General features: G+C 56.2%; 13 protein-coding genes and 1 tRNA gene. 5 read left to right on the top strand and 9 right to left on the bottom strand.

Features of this window, described 5'->3' with window-relative positions; translation table 11 throughout:
* The first annotated feature begins 110 nt into the window (after positions 1–110).
* Entirely contained in the window at positions 111–1709 is a 1599-nt protein-coding gene (locus LB462_RS26360) for an FAD-dependent oxidoreductase (RefSeq protein WP_224514211.1), read from the top strand.
* A gap of 422 nt (positions 1710–2131) precedes the next feature.
* Here the strand turns inward: LB462_RS26360 and LB462_RS26355 are convergent, their stop codons facing one another.
* The 7 genes from LB462_RS26355 to LB462_RS26325 form a co-directional block, all read right to left on the bottom strand.
* Positions 2132–2464 (bottom strand): hypothetical protein, encoded by a 333-nt coding sequence (locus tag LB462_RS26355; RefSeq protein WP_224514210.1) that lies wholly within the window; start codon positions 2462–2464, stop codon positions 2132–2134.
* A 226-nt stretch (positions 2465–2690) separates the two neighbouring features.
* Positions 2691–3068: a cytochrome o ubiquinol oxidase subunit IV gene (cyoD, locus tag LB462_RS26350; RefSeq protein ID WP_112530580.1), complete on the bottom strand. Its 378-nt coding sequence runs from the start codon at positions 3066–3068 to the stop codon at positions 2691–2693.
* Positions 3068–3688, bottom strand: a complete 621-nt coding sequence (cyoC, locus tag LB462_RS26345) for a cytochrome o ubiquinol oxidase subunit III (RefSeq protein WP_224514207.1) — start codon at positions 3686–3688, stop codon at positions 3068–3070. Before cyoC ends, cyoD begins: the two co-directional genes overlap by 1 nt.
* Positions 3685–5637: a cytochrome o ubiquinol oxidase subunit I gene (gene cyoB, locus LB462_RS26340; protein WP_224514205.1), complete on the bottom strand. Its 1953-nt coding sequence runs from the start codon at positions 5635–5637 to the stop codon at positions 3685–3687. The genes cyoC and cyoB overlap by 4 nt, the downstream gene beginning before the upstream one ends.
* A gap of 1 nt (position 5638) precedes the next feature.
* Positions 5639–6493, bottom strand: coding sequence for a ubiquinol oxidase subunit II (gene cyoA, locus LB462_RS26335; protein ID WP_224514203.1), 855 nt, complete (start codon positions 6491–6493; stop codon positions 5639–5641).
* Between the two features lie 83 nt (positions 6494–6576).
* Complete coding sequence (locus tag LB462_RS26330) at positions 6577–8529, bottom strand: pyrroloquinoline quinone-dependent dehydrogenase (protein WP_224514350.1); 1953 nt, start codon at positions 8527–8529, stop codon at positions 6577–6579.
* A 29-nt stretch (positions 8530–8558) separates the two neighbouring features.
* The gene (locus tag LB462_RS26325) at positions 8559–8918 is read right to left on the bottom strand and encodes a hypothetical protein (RefSeq protein ID WP_224514201.1); all 360 of its coding nucleotides are present in this window, start codon (positions 8916–8918) and stop codon (positions 8559–8561) included.
* Between the two features lie 399 nt (positions 8919–9317).
* Here LB462_RS26325 and LB462_RS31345 point away from each other — a divergent pair, with 399 nt between their 5' ends.
* A complete protein-coding gene (locus LB462_RS31345) occupies positions 9318–10322 on the top strand; it encodes a calcium-binding protein (RefSeq protein ID WP_304610457.1) in 1005 nt (334 codons plus the stop codon).
* 371 nt (positions 10323–10693) lie between these two features.
* Here the strand turns inward: LB462_RS31345 and LB462_RS26310 are convergent.
* Positions 10694–10770 (bottom strand) — tRNA-Met (locus tag LB462_RS26310).
* Positions 10771–11189: 419 nt separating this feature from the next.
* Here LB462_RS26310 and LB462_RS26305 point away from each other — a divergent pair.
* Both LB462_RS26305 and LB462_RS26300 read left to right on the top strand, forming a co-directional pair.
* Positions 11190–12149, top strand: coding sequence for a Gfo/Idh/MocA family protein (locus tag LB462_RS26305; RefSeq protein ID WP_224514347.1), 960 nt, complete (start codon positions 11190–11192; stop codon positions 12147–12149).
* Between the two features lie 354 nt (positions 12150–12503).
* Positions 12504–13628 carry a DegT/DnrJ/EryC1/StrS family aminotransferase gene (locus tag LB462_RS26300; RefSeq protein WP_224514345.1) on the top strand — a complete coding sequence of 375 codons (1125 nt, stop codon included), beginning with the start codon at positions 12504–12506 and terminating at the stop codon, positions 13626–13628.
* 34 nt (positions 13629–13662) lie between these two features.
* On the opposite strand, the gene mnmA is transcribed toward LB462_RS26300, so the two are convergent.
* Entirely contained in the window at positions 13663–14850 is a 1188-nt protein-coding gene (mnmA, locus tag LB462_RS26295) for a tRNA 2-thiouridine(34) synthase MnmA (RefSeq protein ID WP_224514199.1), read from the bottom strand.
* A gap of 440 nt (positions 14851–15290) precedes the next feature.
* Here mnmA and sciP point away from each other — a divergent pair, with 440 nt between their 5' ends.
* Positions 15291–15566, top strand: a complete 276-nt coding sequence (gene sciP / locus LB462_RS26290; RefSeq protein WP_091878079.1) for a CtrA inhibitor SciP — start codon at positions 15291–15293, stop codon at positions 15564–15566.
* The last annotated feature ends 16 nt before the right edge of the window (positions 15567–15582 follow it).

Genomic DNA, 15582 nt, shown 5'->3' with positions numbered 1-15582 from the left:
ATCCACCAAAGAGACTACGCCTTTCACCCGCCGTGGCGCATTTTTCTCCGGCTAATTCTAACGGTATAATTACAGGAGTACTCCAGGGGGAACGGGGGCCTTGTAAGCGTATGTTTATCGATGCGAGAGAACTTCCATGCGGATCTGTACTCCATACGGAAATCTGCATTATCGGCGGCGGGGTGGCAGGTATAACGCTTGCTTTGGAATTTGCGCGGCGCGGCATAGAAACATGCGTCCTTGAAGGCGGCGGACTCAAGTTCAACGCTCAATCGCAAGCGCTCTATCGCAGCGAAAATGTTGGTCTTGACTATGATCTTCACGCCACCAGAACGCGGCAACTGGGCGGCAGCTCCAATTGCTGGGGCGGATGGATACGGCCCTTCATAGACATCGATTTCGAGCGAAGGGATTGGGTTCCAAACAGCGGCTGGCCAATCGATCTAACCGAAGTGGAACGCTACTATCACCGTGCGAACGATCTCGTTAAGGTCAATGACCATAGCTTTGAACCGCAGTTCTGGCGCGAGCACCTTTCTCCCAAACAGGTCCAGTTGCTGGAGTTGAACGATGGATCGCTCGAGACGATCGTCAGCAAATTCAGCCCTCCGACGCGGTTTGGACGCGACTACCGCGCTGCTTTGGCCGCTGCCAGGACGACCAAGGTGCTTCTCAACGCCAACGTAACCGAGATCGCCACCAATGATGACGCTTCCGTTGTGACGGGTGTCCACGTTGTGTCGTCAGCGCAGAAGCCGTTTTTCGTCCGGGCAAAGCGGACTATCCTGGCTGCAGGCGGTGTCGAGAACGCCCGGCTCATGCTTCTTTCGAACAAGGTGGCACCGGCTGGGCTTGGCAACGAGCACGATGTGGTGGGCCGTTATTTCATGGAACATCCGCGTATCCGCCAAGGGCAGGTGATGCCGTCCAGCACCGCGGCGGCGTTCCGTTTTTACGATGCGCGTCACACGTATCACAATCCCGAGCTTGCCGTGGATGGCACCAGCGCCAGCGCCCATTTCGGTCTTGCCGAGCACGTGCAGCGGGAGGAAAAGCTAGTCCAGTGCAGGACCTATTTCCGCGCGTGCCGGGCCGGGGAAAACAGCGACGTCACCGAACGCTTTCATGAACTCTACAGCGCAATTCAACGAAGAAACTACCGCGACATCAAGCTGCGAACCTTCGCTACTGTGGCGCGCGGCAGTCCCAACCTGATGGCGTCCTTGATCTATCGCAGGCTGAAGCTTGCTGCGAAATCGGATCATTTCCAGATCGAGAGTGTTGTCGAGCCGGTTCCGGATCGCGAGAGCCGTGTCACACTCTCCCGGCAACGCGACAGTCTCGGCCTGAACCGGGCGGAACTGAACTGGCGGGTGGGCGATCTTGAGAAGCGCACGCACCGGCGCATGCTGGGATTGATGAAGGAGCAGCTCGAAGGTTCGGGTATGGCGCGTGTCGATATGGAGCAGGAGGACGAAGGGCAGCAGCATCCCATCATCGGTTGCAATCACCACATGGGAACGACGCGCATGCATGTGGACCCGCGCCTTGGTGTGGTGGATCAGAATTGTAAAGTCCACGGCATGCATAATTTGCACATCGCCGGCAGTTCGGTCTTCCCGACATGCGGCAACGATATGCCGACGCTGACGATTGTTGCGCTGACCTTGCGCCTTGCCGATCACATCACGATGATGCTTGGAGTTTGAGGATCACGCGACTTTGGCTGTCAGTTGTTTCCGGCCCACGACGGCCGGCGTGGTATGCCATCATTGTCCGGCGGAGAGCCATTGGACACGCAGCCGCTCAAGGCCATTAGAACGAGCATCAAGAATAGTCGCATCTTTGCCTCCAAAAGCGCGGCCCTTTCAACAGACGTATAAAGGGGGGCCGGGAGCGCTGTTTTGGTTTCCCTAGTGGCGATGCCAAAAACTGCACGCTGGGGCGCGCACGGTCAATTCACAATGGCGTTTGAGATACGCGCGTTGCTTGCGGGTCCCCGACCTCTCCGTCATCCTCGGGCTTGACCCGAGGACCCACACTTGCGCGAAGAAACAAGATCACGACGCCGGGATTTGCGCATCCCCAATGGGTCCTCGGGTCAAGCCCGAGGATGACGGAAGGGGAGGCTCTAGCGGCTGAATTCCTCGAAGAGCTGGTCTACCTTTGCCTGCGCCTCGGTGAGGAGCGTGATACAATCACCCTTGTTGATGGGCTTGCTCAGCCGGGTCGTGCCATTCTTCAAGCCACTGTCCAGACTGGATACGTCCTCGTCCTTGAAAGTCGTATCGGTGTCGAACTTCCTCACCCAGCGTCTGACGGAATCCCTCTTCGTCCTGTAGAGAGGGTCACTGCAGGCGTAGGATAATTTCATCAGATCAAACTGGGCCTGCATGACGGCATCACCCTGTTCAACCCTGGTTCCCGCCAGATATACGCCCAAGAACAACGAAACAGTCAGCATTCGTCCCCCTATGCTCTGCTCGAATCACCCTATGGACGAGCAGTACCGGGAAGATACTTGCTGCTCATGTGCCGGAAAGTAGCTCGTTCGATTGAGGAAAGGGGCGGTCACGTTCGTTCGTGGCAGCGAGGTAGACGTCAATCGCCCGCCCGACCCCAAGCTAATGGCAGTCGCGCCCGCGATCCTAGTATCTCATACGGCGCAAGAGCGCTACATCCGACCTTGGCTAGCGTTGCATATTCATCAGTTCCGGCATCGACATCATGTTCGCATTGAGGTTGGCCATGATGATCATTGAACCGAACACAACAAGGGCAACGACGAAGACGCCGAAGGCCAGCGCAAGGATGTTGTTGAGGCTGTCGGGTGCGCTCGAAATGTGAAGAAAGAAGACGAGGTGGACGCCCATCTGGGCAATCGCCAATACGGCAAGCAGGATCGGCACGCCCGGTCCCCAGATCATATCGGTTCCTGCAACCCAGAATGAAGCCAGCGTCAATATGATCGCAAAGACCAGCCCGATAAGGTAGCCCTGCCAACTTCCCCCGGCCACGCGCGGTGCACCGGCCTCTTGATCCTCGGTCGTTTCAATGGGTTCTGCCATTAGTGGGCTCCAAGATAAACGATTGTGAAAACACCAATCCAGACAATATCGAGCGCGTGCCAGAACAGGCTGAAACAGCGTAGCCGCCGCAGGACCATCGGACGGAAACCGAGCGTCAGAACCTGCGCGAACATCACCAGCAACCAGAACAACCCCGCCGACACATGCAGGCCATGTGTGCCCACCAGAGTGAAGAAGGCGGAGAGGAAGGCGCTGCGATCGGGTCCGGCACCGCTCTCAATCATGCCATGGAATTCAGACAGTTCCATGCCGACAAAGGTCGCGCCGAGCAGGAATGTGACCGCGCCCCAGGCGGCGGCCGGGATCAGTTTGCGTTGTTCGACGGCCAACGACATCAGTCCGCAGGTGAAGCTTGACGCGAGAAGGATAGCGGTCTCCAGAAGGACGCGGTTACGATCAAACAGATCGTCTCCCGAAGGTCCGCCCGCCGTCTCATGCGACAACACCGCAAACGCCGCGAACAACGCCGCAAATATGACGATGTCGCTCAGGAGAAACAGCCAAAAACCGAAGCTGACCACCACATTTGTCGGCGCGGGGCCGCGTTCCGATAGTGGAATCTCGCGAACCTCTGAGTGAGCCGATGAACTTGCACTCATATGGCTGCTCGCGACACTTCGCTCTCAACGATGTACTCGACCTCGTCGGAAACGCGCCAGGCGTGGGCAAGAATGGTTATGAGAGCCCCTATCAATCCGGCAATAGCCATCCACCAGATGTGCCAAATCAGGGCAAAGCCGGTGACGACGGCGAAGAATGCCAGCACGAACCCTATGGGGCTGTTGCGTGGAACTGCGATTGTTTCCGGTTCGGGACCATTTTGACGCTGGGATTGGGGACTTTTCTTTGCTTCCCAGTAAGGGTCAAGGCCGTTTACCGCCGGCAAGACCGAATAGTTCCATGCAGGAGGCGGAGAAGGTGTGGACCATTCGAGCGTGCGCCCATTCCATGGATCGCCGGTAAGATCGCGTCGCTGGTCACGTGTGCGGATGCTGACGACGAGTTGAACGCCGGTGAGGACGATACCGGCGAGGATGACGATTGCGCCAAGCAGCGCGACGAGCATCAGAGGCTGCCACCCGGCAACATCATAGTGCTGCATCCGCCGCGTCGCGCCCATCAGGCCGAGGATATAGAGCGGCATGAAGGCCAGATAAAAACCAATGAACCAGCACCAGAAAATTGCCTTGCCGATACGCTCGTCCAGCTTGAAACCAAAAGCCTTGGGGAACCAGAACGTATATCCTGCGAAAGCTCCAAAGAGCACGCCTCCGATGATCACATTATGGAAATGCGCCACGAGAAACAGACTGTTGTGCAGGACGAAATCCGCTGGGGGAATTGCAAGCAACACACCTGTCATGCCGCCAACGACAAAAGTGACCATGAAGCCCAGCGCCCAATAAACCGGCGCGTCGAAGCGGAGACGGCCGCCATAAAGCGTGAACAACCAGTTAAAGACTTTCACGCCGGTTGGCACCGCGATGATCATCGTCATGATCCCAAAGAAGCCGTTGATGTCGGCTCCTGCGCCCATCGTGAAGAAGTGATGCAACCACACCATGAACGAGAGCACGCATATTGCCATGGTGGCGATGACCATGGAGCGATAACCGAACAGCGACTTGCCGGAAAAGGTGGCGATGACCTCGGAGAAAACGCCGAATGCGGGCAGGATCAGGATATAGACCTCAGGATGACCCCAGGCCCAGATGAGGTTGATATACATCATGGCGTTACCGCCAGCCTCGTTGGTGAAGAAATGAAATCCGAGGTAGCGATCCAGAAGGAGCATCGCGAAGGTCGCGGTCAGGATCGGGAAAGCCGCAACGATCAGTAGGTTGGAAGCGAGTGCTGTCCAGCAGAAGATCGGCATCCTCATATAGCCCATGCCGGGTGCTCGCAGCTTCAGGATGGTCGTCGTCAGATTTATGCCTGACAAAAGCGTGCCCGCGCCGGATATCTGCAGCGCCCAGAGGTAATAATCGACGCCAACCCCGGGCGAATAGGCCAATTCCGACAGAGGCGGGTAGACCAGCCACCCTGTCCGTGCGAACTCGCCAATGACGAGTGACATATTCACCAACAATACACCTGCCGCCGTCAGCCAGAAGCTGACCGAGTTCAACACGGGAAACGCCACGTCGCGGATACCGAGTTGCAGAGGCACAACGAAGTTCATCAGACCGACCATGAAGGTCATCGCTACAAAGAAAATCATGATCGTGCCATGAGCCGAGAATATCTGATTGTAGTGTTCCGGCGGCAGGTAACCCTGCGCCCCGCCAGCGGCCAGTGCCAGTTGCGCGCGCATCATGATCGCGTCGGTAAAGCCCCGAACGAGCATGACAAGCGCAAGCAGGATATACATGACGCCAATGCGCTTGTGATCGACGCTGGTGATCCATTCGGACCAGAGATACGGCAACCAGCCTTTCCACATGACAAGCAGCAATATCGCCGAGATCGTGAGTATGACCATCAGTGATGCGACCATGGGAATGGGCTGGTCGAAAGGTATGGCGGCCCAGCTGAGCTTTCCGAGCATGTCAGGTTCCGTCAGAAATTGAGGGTGCCGAATGGTGTCCGGCGGGGGATGTGCCGGATACGGGGTTATTTGCATTCACGATGTCATTGAACAGGTTTTGCTCGACTTGACCAAAGGTGGACGATGCTACCGCGGAACTTGGACGCGCCAGCTGCGCGTAGCTCGCCTTGTCCAAATTCCCGCCAGCGGCGCGCGTGTTTGCGGTCCACTGGTCGAAGGCTTGCTGCGGCATTGCCTCGACCATAAAGCGCATATCCGAAAAGCCTTCGCCGCTGAATTGCGCCGATAGCCCCGGATATTTCCCCGGCTTGTCTGCGAGCAAATTGAGCCGCGTCGTCATGCCCTCCATCGTATAAATCTGGCTGCCGAGCTGTGGCACGAAAAAACTGTTCATCACAGTTGCCGACGTCAGCTGAAAGCGTATCGGAACACCTGCCGGCACCACGAGGCTGTTTACGCTTGCGACGCCCAGATCGGGATAAATGAAGAGCCATTTCCAATCGAGGGAGACCACCTGAACGTCAAGTGGCGCGGCGGCGGAAGCGATCTGTTTGCCTGGATCGAGATCGTGGGAGCCGACCCAGGCGATTCCGCCGAGGAAAAGCACAACCATCGCCGGTATCGACCAGACGATCAATTCGATGCGGCCCGAATATGACCAGTCAGGCATATAACGGGCCCGCGCGTTGCTGTGCCGAAACCACCAGGCGAACCCGAGAGTGAGCAGAATGACAGGAATGACCACCGCCAGCATGATCGTTGTCGCGTTCAGCAATATCGTATTCTGTGCAGCGCCAACCGGCCCCTGCGGGTCAAGAACGCCGCTGCGCCAATACGAACCCGCTACGTCAGACATATCGCAATGACCAGTAACCGGATTGTCTCATTAGCGATGCCCCTTTTGCCAACCCGGTTTTAAGTTGCAATGGTGATGGCGCGTCAGTTCGGCAGGGCGAAAGCGATAATTTCGTCGCTGACCTTTGGAGTGAGGATCGAATTACCGCCCGCTGCAAACACGACATATTGTTTGCCTTTATACTCATAAACTGCCGGAAGAGCGACGGCCGGAGCTGACACGAGAGACTTCCACAACACCTTGCCGGTTGCAAGATCAAGTGCACGCACCATCGAGTCCATGGAAGCGCCGATGAAGATCAAGCCGCTCGCGGTAATGACGGGGCCCCCCAGGGTGATCGATCCCCACGATTCAGGCATGTAGAAGCCATATTGCTGAACCTGGCCGAACGGCACGTCCCAAAGCTGCTTGCCTGTTTTAAGATCGTAGGCAGCAATTGAACCATAGGGAGGTTTCCAGCAGGGCATCCCCAGAGGATTGAGGAACGTCGTGAGCTGGACTCCGTAAGGTGCGCCGGTCATCGGAAAGAAACCGCCGGTTTCCAGGCCTCCGGCAGTTGCTGCCTTGTCATAATCAGCGCGCGGGATCAGCTTGTAAATCTGCACTGCACTCGAGTAATTGACAACGAAGGTGCCAGTCGACGGGTCGACCGCTCCGCCACCCCATTCGATGCCTCCAATCGTACCCGGATAAACAAGCGAGCCTTCAAGGCTGGGCGGTGTAAACCGGCCCTCGTCGCGCAACGTCGCGGCGGTGCGGCTGCAATAGCCGAAGCTCACGATGTCCGCCAAGCCAAAGACACCTGGCCATTTGTCTCCCACGACAGCTTTCGGCAGCGGCACGTAGGGCTGCGTCGGCGCTGCCGTCTCTCCGGGTACCGTTGAAGCCGGGAAGGGACGTTCCTCGATCGGGTAGACGGGTTCGCCGGTCTCGCGGTTGAGGACATAGAGGAATCCCTGCTTGGAGGTCTGCACCAGGGCCGGAATTGTCGCTCCGTCCTTTTGAATATCGATCAGTGTCGGCGCAGAATTGGTGTCGAGGTCCCAGATATCGTGGTGCACCAGTTGTCTCGACCAGACGACTTTGCCCGTGTCCACATCAAGCGCAGTGACAGACGTTCCGAGCGAGATCGCGTCCAGCCTGTTGCCGCCGAAAAAGTTTGGACTGGGTGAACTGACCGGCAAAAACAGCAGATTACGGTCACGATCGACAGCCATGCTTGCCCAGACATTTGCGGTGCCGCTCTTCGCGGCGTCCGCTGGGTTCAAGGCATGGAACGTCCAGCGCAGGGCGCCAGTCCGTGCATCCAGTGCAAAAACAGTGCCGGGTGGATCGACAGCGTCCGCCCAGTCCTTGCCTGCCCAGCCAACGAAGAGAAAATCCTTGTAAACGGTCGGAGGCTGGAGAATGGACAGCGGCCATTTGGCGTTTTCAACATTCCACTGGTTGATATCAACGACACCGCCCTTGCCGAAATCCGCGCAGGGCTTGCCTGTGTCTGCATCAACGGAATGCAGCTTCGCGTCCATCGTACCAATATAGATGCGTTTCTGGCACACTTGCGAAGCGTCAGGGGCATCTGCCTGCCAGTAAGCAACGCCGCGGTTCTTGAGGTCAGGCTGCGTCAGCGCTTCAAGAACAGCATTGGTGTCATAGCTCCACTTCACTTTTCCCGTATCGGGTTCAAGTGCGAAAATCCGGTAAAAGGGCGTGCCAAGATAGACTGTGTCGTTAACGAAAAGCGGCGTCGCCGACCACACTGTTGGCGGAATATCGGCCTGCGCACCAGAGGCTGGCGGGCGATTGTGCATTCCAGTTGGAGGCGGTCCACCGGATGAAACGTCGCCAGTATGCGTGCGCCAGGCAACCGTGAGATTACCCACATTCTGAGGTGTTATCTGCTTCAGGGGCGAGAATTTTTGTGCCGCAAGGTCACCGTTGTAGGTGCTCCATTCGACGCTCTGGGCCCGGAGTTCGCCGCAAGTTGCCGTCAACGCCACAACAGACAACGCCGACAATAGATACTTTGTCCACATCACGTCGGTCACCATTGCAAAAGCTTGGTTCAGGCAAACGCGCGACGCCGTCTGAACACGTGAAGAATCCAGCCGAGAAGGCTGACGAGCATAAGGATCACAAGTGTTTGACTATGCAGGAGATACCCGGCGAAGGATGTGCCGGCGATATTGAGGATGGAAGAGACAATGAGGAACGACCGGAGGAAGCCAGCATTCAATTTGTTGAGCGCTATACCGAATAGGGCCAGCAGTATGGTGGAAGCGATCACCAGAAGCGTTCCTGGCTCACCGGCGATACCGCTATCGGGATTGAAGTAGTTGAAGATCGAAACGATGAGGCCGCCAAGCGATGCCAGCACCATGAGTGCGGTTCCAGCATCATTGAAGATTCCAGAAATCTTGGCCATCGTCCCTCGCTGTGATAGTATTGTAGCAAGCGAGTGGCAAAGTCTAGCTGGATTTTTACAGACAGATAGCTCTTTTGATCAGTCTAACTCCAGTAATTGCCCAACATACCTAAACAATGTTGCATACGCCGCCCAAACATCTTTCCTTGAACAGAGATGAGGCTGCGAGGGCAAGGATCAATCCAGAAAAAAGCAGCCCGTGGCCGGACGATGAACTGAAACGCCTAGAGAAGCAGTGCCGCGATTTTGCCCATCTAATCCGTTTTGATTAAGTATTCTTCAGTAGGGTCTAATTGTGTTCTCATCATAAAGGCGTAGGCTATTTCCCGTTGGTTGCGGGGGTAACAGGCCCTATGGGGGAAACCGGCTCGTGCAGCCCGAAAACGGGAGTGCACGATCATGGCACTTGAATCCATTTATTTCGGAAGGGATTTTTTAGACGTCTACAACGGCGAATGGAACGACCCGGTAACCAATCCGCGGCTTGGCCGTGGCACTGATGGCAATGATAACCTCATCTTCGACGGACTTTCGTTGGGCGTTCTTGCCAATGGCCTTGGCGGTAACGACAAAATTACTCTGAACAACGGCGCGATCACCCTCAATATCAATGGCGGTGAGGGCAGCGATCAACTTTATGGTAACAACGGCATCAACATCATCAATGGCGGTAATGGCAATGACTTTATTCATGGCGGTGCGGGCCTCACAGACACACTTTCAGGCGGTGCGGGCACTGACACGTTGAGCTATGCGTTTTCCAATGCCGAGGTGACCGTTAACATGTCGGTGTTGAACCTGCTCGGCAACATCACCGTCAGCGGCGGTCATGCCAATGGCGATATCGTCTCCAATGATTTCGAGAATGTCGTTGGCTCAGAATACGGCGATACGATCACCGGCAATGCGGATAAAAACGTGCTCATCGGCCTTGGCGGCAATGATAAGCTCAACGGTGGCCCGCAAGACACGCTCATCGGCGGCGCAGGGAACGATGAGCTCTCGGGTGGCTATAGATTCATTGGAGGAGCCGGCAAAGATTTCATGTCGGTATCAAGCGCCACCAGCTCCAACAACGTCGGCCTCTTCATATATGAGAGTGAGAACGACAGTACTCCCACCGCGACGGATGGCCTTATCTTCTTCCTTGGTGTTCCGGGGGAACACACAAAGATTGATCTGTCGCGCATCGACGCTAACCAGACGGACGTTAACGATGGTGTCAATCAGCAATTCATCTTTGGCGGGGACTTCACCGCAGGTCATTTGGTACTTGCCTACTCGCCATCGGGAGGCAACGCCATCATGGGCAATATCGACGGCGATGCAGCACCTGAGTTTATGTTTGAGTACGCGTCGCTAACTCATCGCCAACTGTTAGTAGCAGGCGACTTCATTCTTTAGGTTTACTCTCCTTCAAATCGACTGGTGGGGTTGCGTCGGGCTCAGCCCCACTGGTCTGTACAATATGGTTCTGGTCACACGCCGACCCCACTGCCCCTCGAATTCATCATTACCGTCATATCCAGCATCATGGCACAGGCACCACATTGGCAGCGCGCCTTCTTTCTTGGACCCAGCCTTTGAACGTACTTCAAAAGGGTTTGACGCCCTTCGAAAGACCGGCAATATCCTCAAAAATCGTCGTTTTTGAAAACGCGGTTATTCTAAAACCAGCTGACAAAAAATCAAAAAGTCGCGACAAGCTACAGACAAGCTACAACAGCTACAGCCAGCGATATTACTAGCGCATGGAACCGTTATTGATGGGAAAATGGTAGCGAAGGAGGGATTCGAACCCCCGACACAAGGATTATGATTCCTCTGCTCTAACCTACTGAGCTACTTCGCCCCATATGTCTCGCGACCCATAGATGGTTTGCCTGCAAAAGGAACCGGGAGGCCGCGCTGTCAAATCGACAGGGACGGGGCGGGATATATGGGGGTGGCAACAGCCTGTCAAGCAATGTTACGCCGCTTTTTTATCTCCCCCCTTGCGGAGGAGAAAGGATTTTCCTGAATTTAGCCTCTTCGCTAAATCCTTGGAAAATCCAAGAGAGGGGATTTTTCCGCGGAAGCACGCCAATTTATCCCCTCTCTTGTGATTTCTAGCACTTAGCTGACGCTAAGATGCTGAAATCACTTTCTCCCCCACAAGGGGGGAGATAACGGCCAACCTTTCCGCACAATTCAAGTGCAATGCCCGGAAGCGGGACTTGTCATAGTTTCGTCGTACGGATATTGGATGCCGACATGAACAAGGCTGAAAAGATGGCTCCACGGATTGCAGTGCTGGGTTGCGGTTACTGGGGGAGCAACCATATCCGTACATTGAAGAGCCTCGGCGCTCTTTATGCCGTCTCCGACCAGAACAGCGATCGTGCTGCCGGCTTTGCTGCCGAGCAGGACGTTTTGCATATAGAAGTCGAGGATCTTTTCACCCATCCCGATGTCGACGCCATCGTCATGGCGCTGCCGCCGCAATTCCATGCGGAAGCGGCTATCCGTGCCGTTACCAATGGCAAGGATGTGCTGGTCGAGAAACCGATCGCTCTGACGGTACCGGACGCGGAAGCTGCCGTGAAGGCCGCGCACGACAATGGCCGCATCTTCATGGTCGGCCACGTTTTGCGGTTTCATCCTGCGTTCGAAAAGCTGCTGGATCTTATCAAGGCCGGCGATCTCGGCAAGGTGCGCTATATCCACTCGCACCGGCTTGGGCTCGGGAAGTTCCATACCGAGAACGATGCGCTGTGGGATCTCGCGCCGCACGACCTGTCGATGATCCTGGCGATCACGGAAACCGAGCCGCTGGAGGTGCGCGGCGAGGGTGCCGCCGTGCTGGACCACCTCAGCGATTTCGCGCACCTGCATTTGCGTTTTCCGGATAATGTGCGCGGTCACCTGTTTGCCTCGCGGCTCAACCCTTATCGCGAACGCCGCCTGACCGTGGTCGGCACCAAGGCGATGGCGGTGTTCGACGACATGGAGCAATGGGACAAGAAGCTCGCCGTCTACAAGCATTCGATCTGGCAGGATGATGGCCAGTGGGCCTCGACGACAGAAGAGCCGACATACGTCAAGGTTGCGCAGGGCATGCCGCTGACGCGCGAGTGCCAGAGTTTTATCGAGAGCATCCAGACGCGCAGGCAACCGAAAACGGATGGCGAAGAAGCCATCCGCGTCTTGCGGATTTTGACCGCGGGAACGGTTGCACATAACAAGGCCTGACCCTTATCTCCCCCCTTGTGGGGGAGAAAGCGATTTCAGCACCTTAGCCTCTTGGCTAAGTGCTAGAAATCGCAAGAGAGGGGATCGGCATGATGCGCTCCAAATCCCCTCTCTTGGATTTTCCAAGGATTTAGCGAAAGACGCTAAATCCAGGAAAACCCTTTCTCTCCCACAAGGGGAGAGATAAACACGGGACCGCTTTCGCCTGATGCATTGCTCTCGACGTAAAGCGTTGTTACAAGGCCGCACAAACTTTGAAATGGCGCACTCTCGCGGACCTCCCTCCGCCCTTCTATAGAGTAGCCGAACAGTTTCCCGGCGCAGATTCGCGGAGACATTGATAGTGGAGCAATGATGCAGTTCATCGATCTCGGCGCACAGCGTGAACGGATTAGCGGCAAACTCGACGCGGCGATCGCCAAGGTTGTGCGTGAGGGTAAATACATTCTCGGGCCGGAAGTTGCCGAGTTTGAAAAACGTCTGGCCGAATATATCGGTGTCGAGCACGTTGTCGCCTGTGCCAACGGCACCGACGCGCTGCTTATTCCGCTGATGGCAAAGGGGATCGGTCCCGGCGATGCGGTTTTCTGTCCGAGTTTCACTTTTGCCGCAACTGCCGAAGTGGTGGCATTGGCCGGTGCAGAACCGGTTTTTGTCGATGTCGATCCCGACACCTACAATATCGATGTGAAGCAGCTCGAAGCCGCTATTGCCGCTGTGCGCGCGGAAGGCCGGCTTACGCCGAAAGCGATCATACCCGTCGATCTGTTTGGGTTGGCCGCCGACTATACGTCGCTGTCTGCAGTCGCTGCCCGCGAGAACCTTTTCGTCATCGAGGACGCTGCGCAGTCAATCGGTGGCAAGCGCGACAATGCGATGTGTGGCGCCTTCGGCGATGTGGGAGCGACGAGTTTCTATCCCGCCAAGCCGCTCGGCTGCTATGGCGATGGCGGCGCCATGTTCACCAATGATGCGGCATTCGCTGAGGTGCTGCGTTCGGTCCTGTTCCACGGCAAGGGCGAGACGCAATACGACAATGTACGTATCGGTCTGAATTCGCGCCTCGATACGATCCAGGCCGCGATCCTCATCGAAAAGCTCGCAATTCTCGAAGACGAGATGGAAGTGCGGCAGGTGATTGCCGGGCGCTATGCCAATGGCCTCAAGGATATCGTTAAAGTGGCATTGATGCCGGAAGGTTCGCGCTCGGCCTGGGCACAATATGCGATCGAGACGAAGAATCGCGATGGATTGAAGGCGCACCTGCAGGCCAACGGCATTCCGTCGGTGATTTATTATGTAAAGCCGCTGCATCTGCAGGAAGCTTATGCGCATTATATGCGCGCGCCGGGCGGTTTGCCGGTTTCAGAAACATTGCCGAAGAACATTCTGTGCCTGCCCATGCATCCATATTTGAGCAATGATGACCAGGACCGGATTATCGGCACTATCCGCGAGTTCCATGAAAAAGGGGCCTGACGGCCCCATTTCCTTCAATTTCGAACGAAACTGATCAGGCGTGCTGGCCTTGCTGGGCGAGGCGCTTCAGCATGGCTTCCGCCTGCGGGGCGCGTTCGGAGCGGCCAATGAAGCCGCCGCCAAAGACACGGGCGGTGTTGCTGTCGTCCGAATAAAGCACGCAGGCCTGGCCGGGCGCGATGCCGCTTTCGCCATCGACCAGCTCGACCCACGTCTCGCCGGCCTGATGATGCAGGACGGCCGGACGCGGCGGGCGGGTGGAGCGAACCTTGGCGTAGACCTCGACGCCGCCTGCCGGAATATCTTCCAATGCGTCGTCACCCAGCCAGTTAACGTTGCGCAGGAAAACCTTACGGGTTTCAAGCGCTTCGCGCGGGCCGACTATGACACGGGCATTGGCCGCATCGAGATGAATGACATAGAGCGGATCGCCGGTGGCGACGCCAATGCCGCGACGCTGGCCGATGGTATAGTGGACGATGCCTTCATGACGACCGAGTACGCGCCCGTCGATGTGGACGATATCGCCCGGATTGGCCGCTTCCGGCTTCAGTTTCGAAATGATGTCCGAATATTTACCCTGCGGCACGAAGCAGATGTCCTGGCTGTCCTGCTTGTTTGCGACAGTAAGACCGAGCTCCTCGGCAATAGCACGAGTTTCGGGCTTCGTCAGACCACCGAGCGGGAAGCGCAGATAATCGATCTGTTCCTGCGTGGTGGCAAACAGGAAATAGCTCTGGTCCTTGTCGGTATCGACAGGACGGAACAGAGCACGATGCGCTCCGTTTGCACTGCTGCGAATATAATGACCAGTCGCCAGGGCATCGGCGCCAAGATCGCGGGCGGTCTGCAGCAGGTCGGCGAATTTTACGGTCTGGTTGCAGGAAACGCAGGGGATCGGCGTTTCGCCGCTGACATAGCTCGCGGCAAAGGGATCGATCACGGCTTCGCGGAAACGGGCTTCGTAGTCGAGTACATAATGCGGAATGCCAAGACGTTCGGAGACGCGGCGCGCATCCTCGATATCCTGACCGGCGCAGCAGGAACCGGCCCGATGGGTCGATGCACCATGGTCATAGAGCTGCAAGGTGACGCCGACGACATCATAGCCCTGGCGTTTGAGGATGCCGGCCACAACAGAAGAATCCACGCCGCCAGACATGGCAACGACGATGCGAGTGTCTTCCGGTCTTCCCGGCAGATCGAGATTATTCAGTGTCATAAGCGGATCCGTTTTCGTCGCGGCATATAAGCGCAGCGCTTTGTCGGCTCTATATAGGGCATCGACCCGGACTTGCCAATAAGAGACCGTTTGAAACTCTACTGCGACGGCCATCTAACGCGAGTTTCTGCGCTTCCGGTGCTCACGTACAATAGTACGCTGCGCTCCCGTTCTCGAGAACCGCATCATATGCCTCGCCGCAGCGACTTTCCAAACGATCTCTGAGAAGTGGTATCGGAGAATTTTTTCTTGAGACGAGTTTTTTGCATAACGCTCGCGTCAAAACCCGAAAATTCTGGAAGTTAGGCCAAAGTTTAACGAAAATACGACCGATCCATTAACCGAAGTTACCAGAGAATGACTCGAGGTTTAGGCAATTATTAAAGCCCTGACTGTAATGTCAGCTGCGATAGGTCTTGAAGTTTAGTGTAGAGAGTACAATGACCGATCTTGTTCGACCGAGAGTAAAATACGTAATCGGCCCGGATGGCAGCCCGCTGACCATCGCCGATCTTCCACCCGCGAACACGCGGCGTTGGGTTATTCGCCGCAAGGCTGAGGTGGTTGCCGCTGTGCGCGGTGGTCTTCTTAGTCTTGAGGAGGCTTGCCATCGCTATACGTTGACGGTGGAAGAGTTCCTGTCCTGGCAGTCCTCGATCTCCGATCATGGGCTGGCTGGTCTCAGAACGACCCGGATACAGCAATATCGTCATTAGATGATGGTGCATGAAT

The organism is Phyllobacterium chamaecytisi (assembly GCF_020164455.1).
Classification (GTDB): domain Bacteria; phylum Pseudomonadota; class Alphaproteobacteria; order Rhizobiales; family Rhizobiaceae; genus Phyllobacterium; species Phyllobacterium chamaecytisi.
Note: the sequence above shows the minus strand (reverse complement) of the source record. Positions and strands in the feature narration are given on the sequence as shown.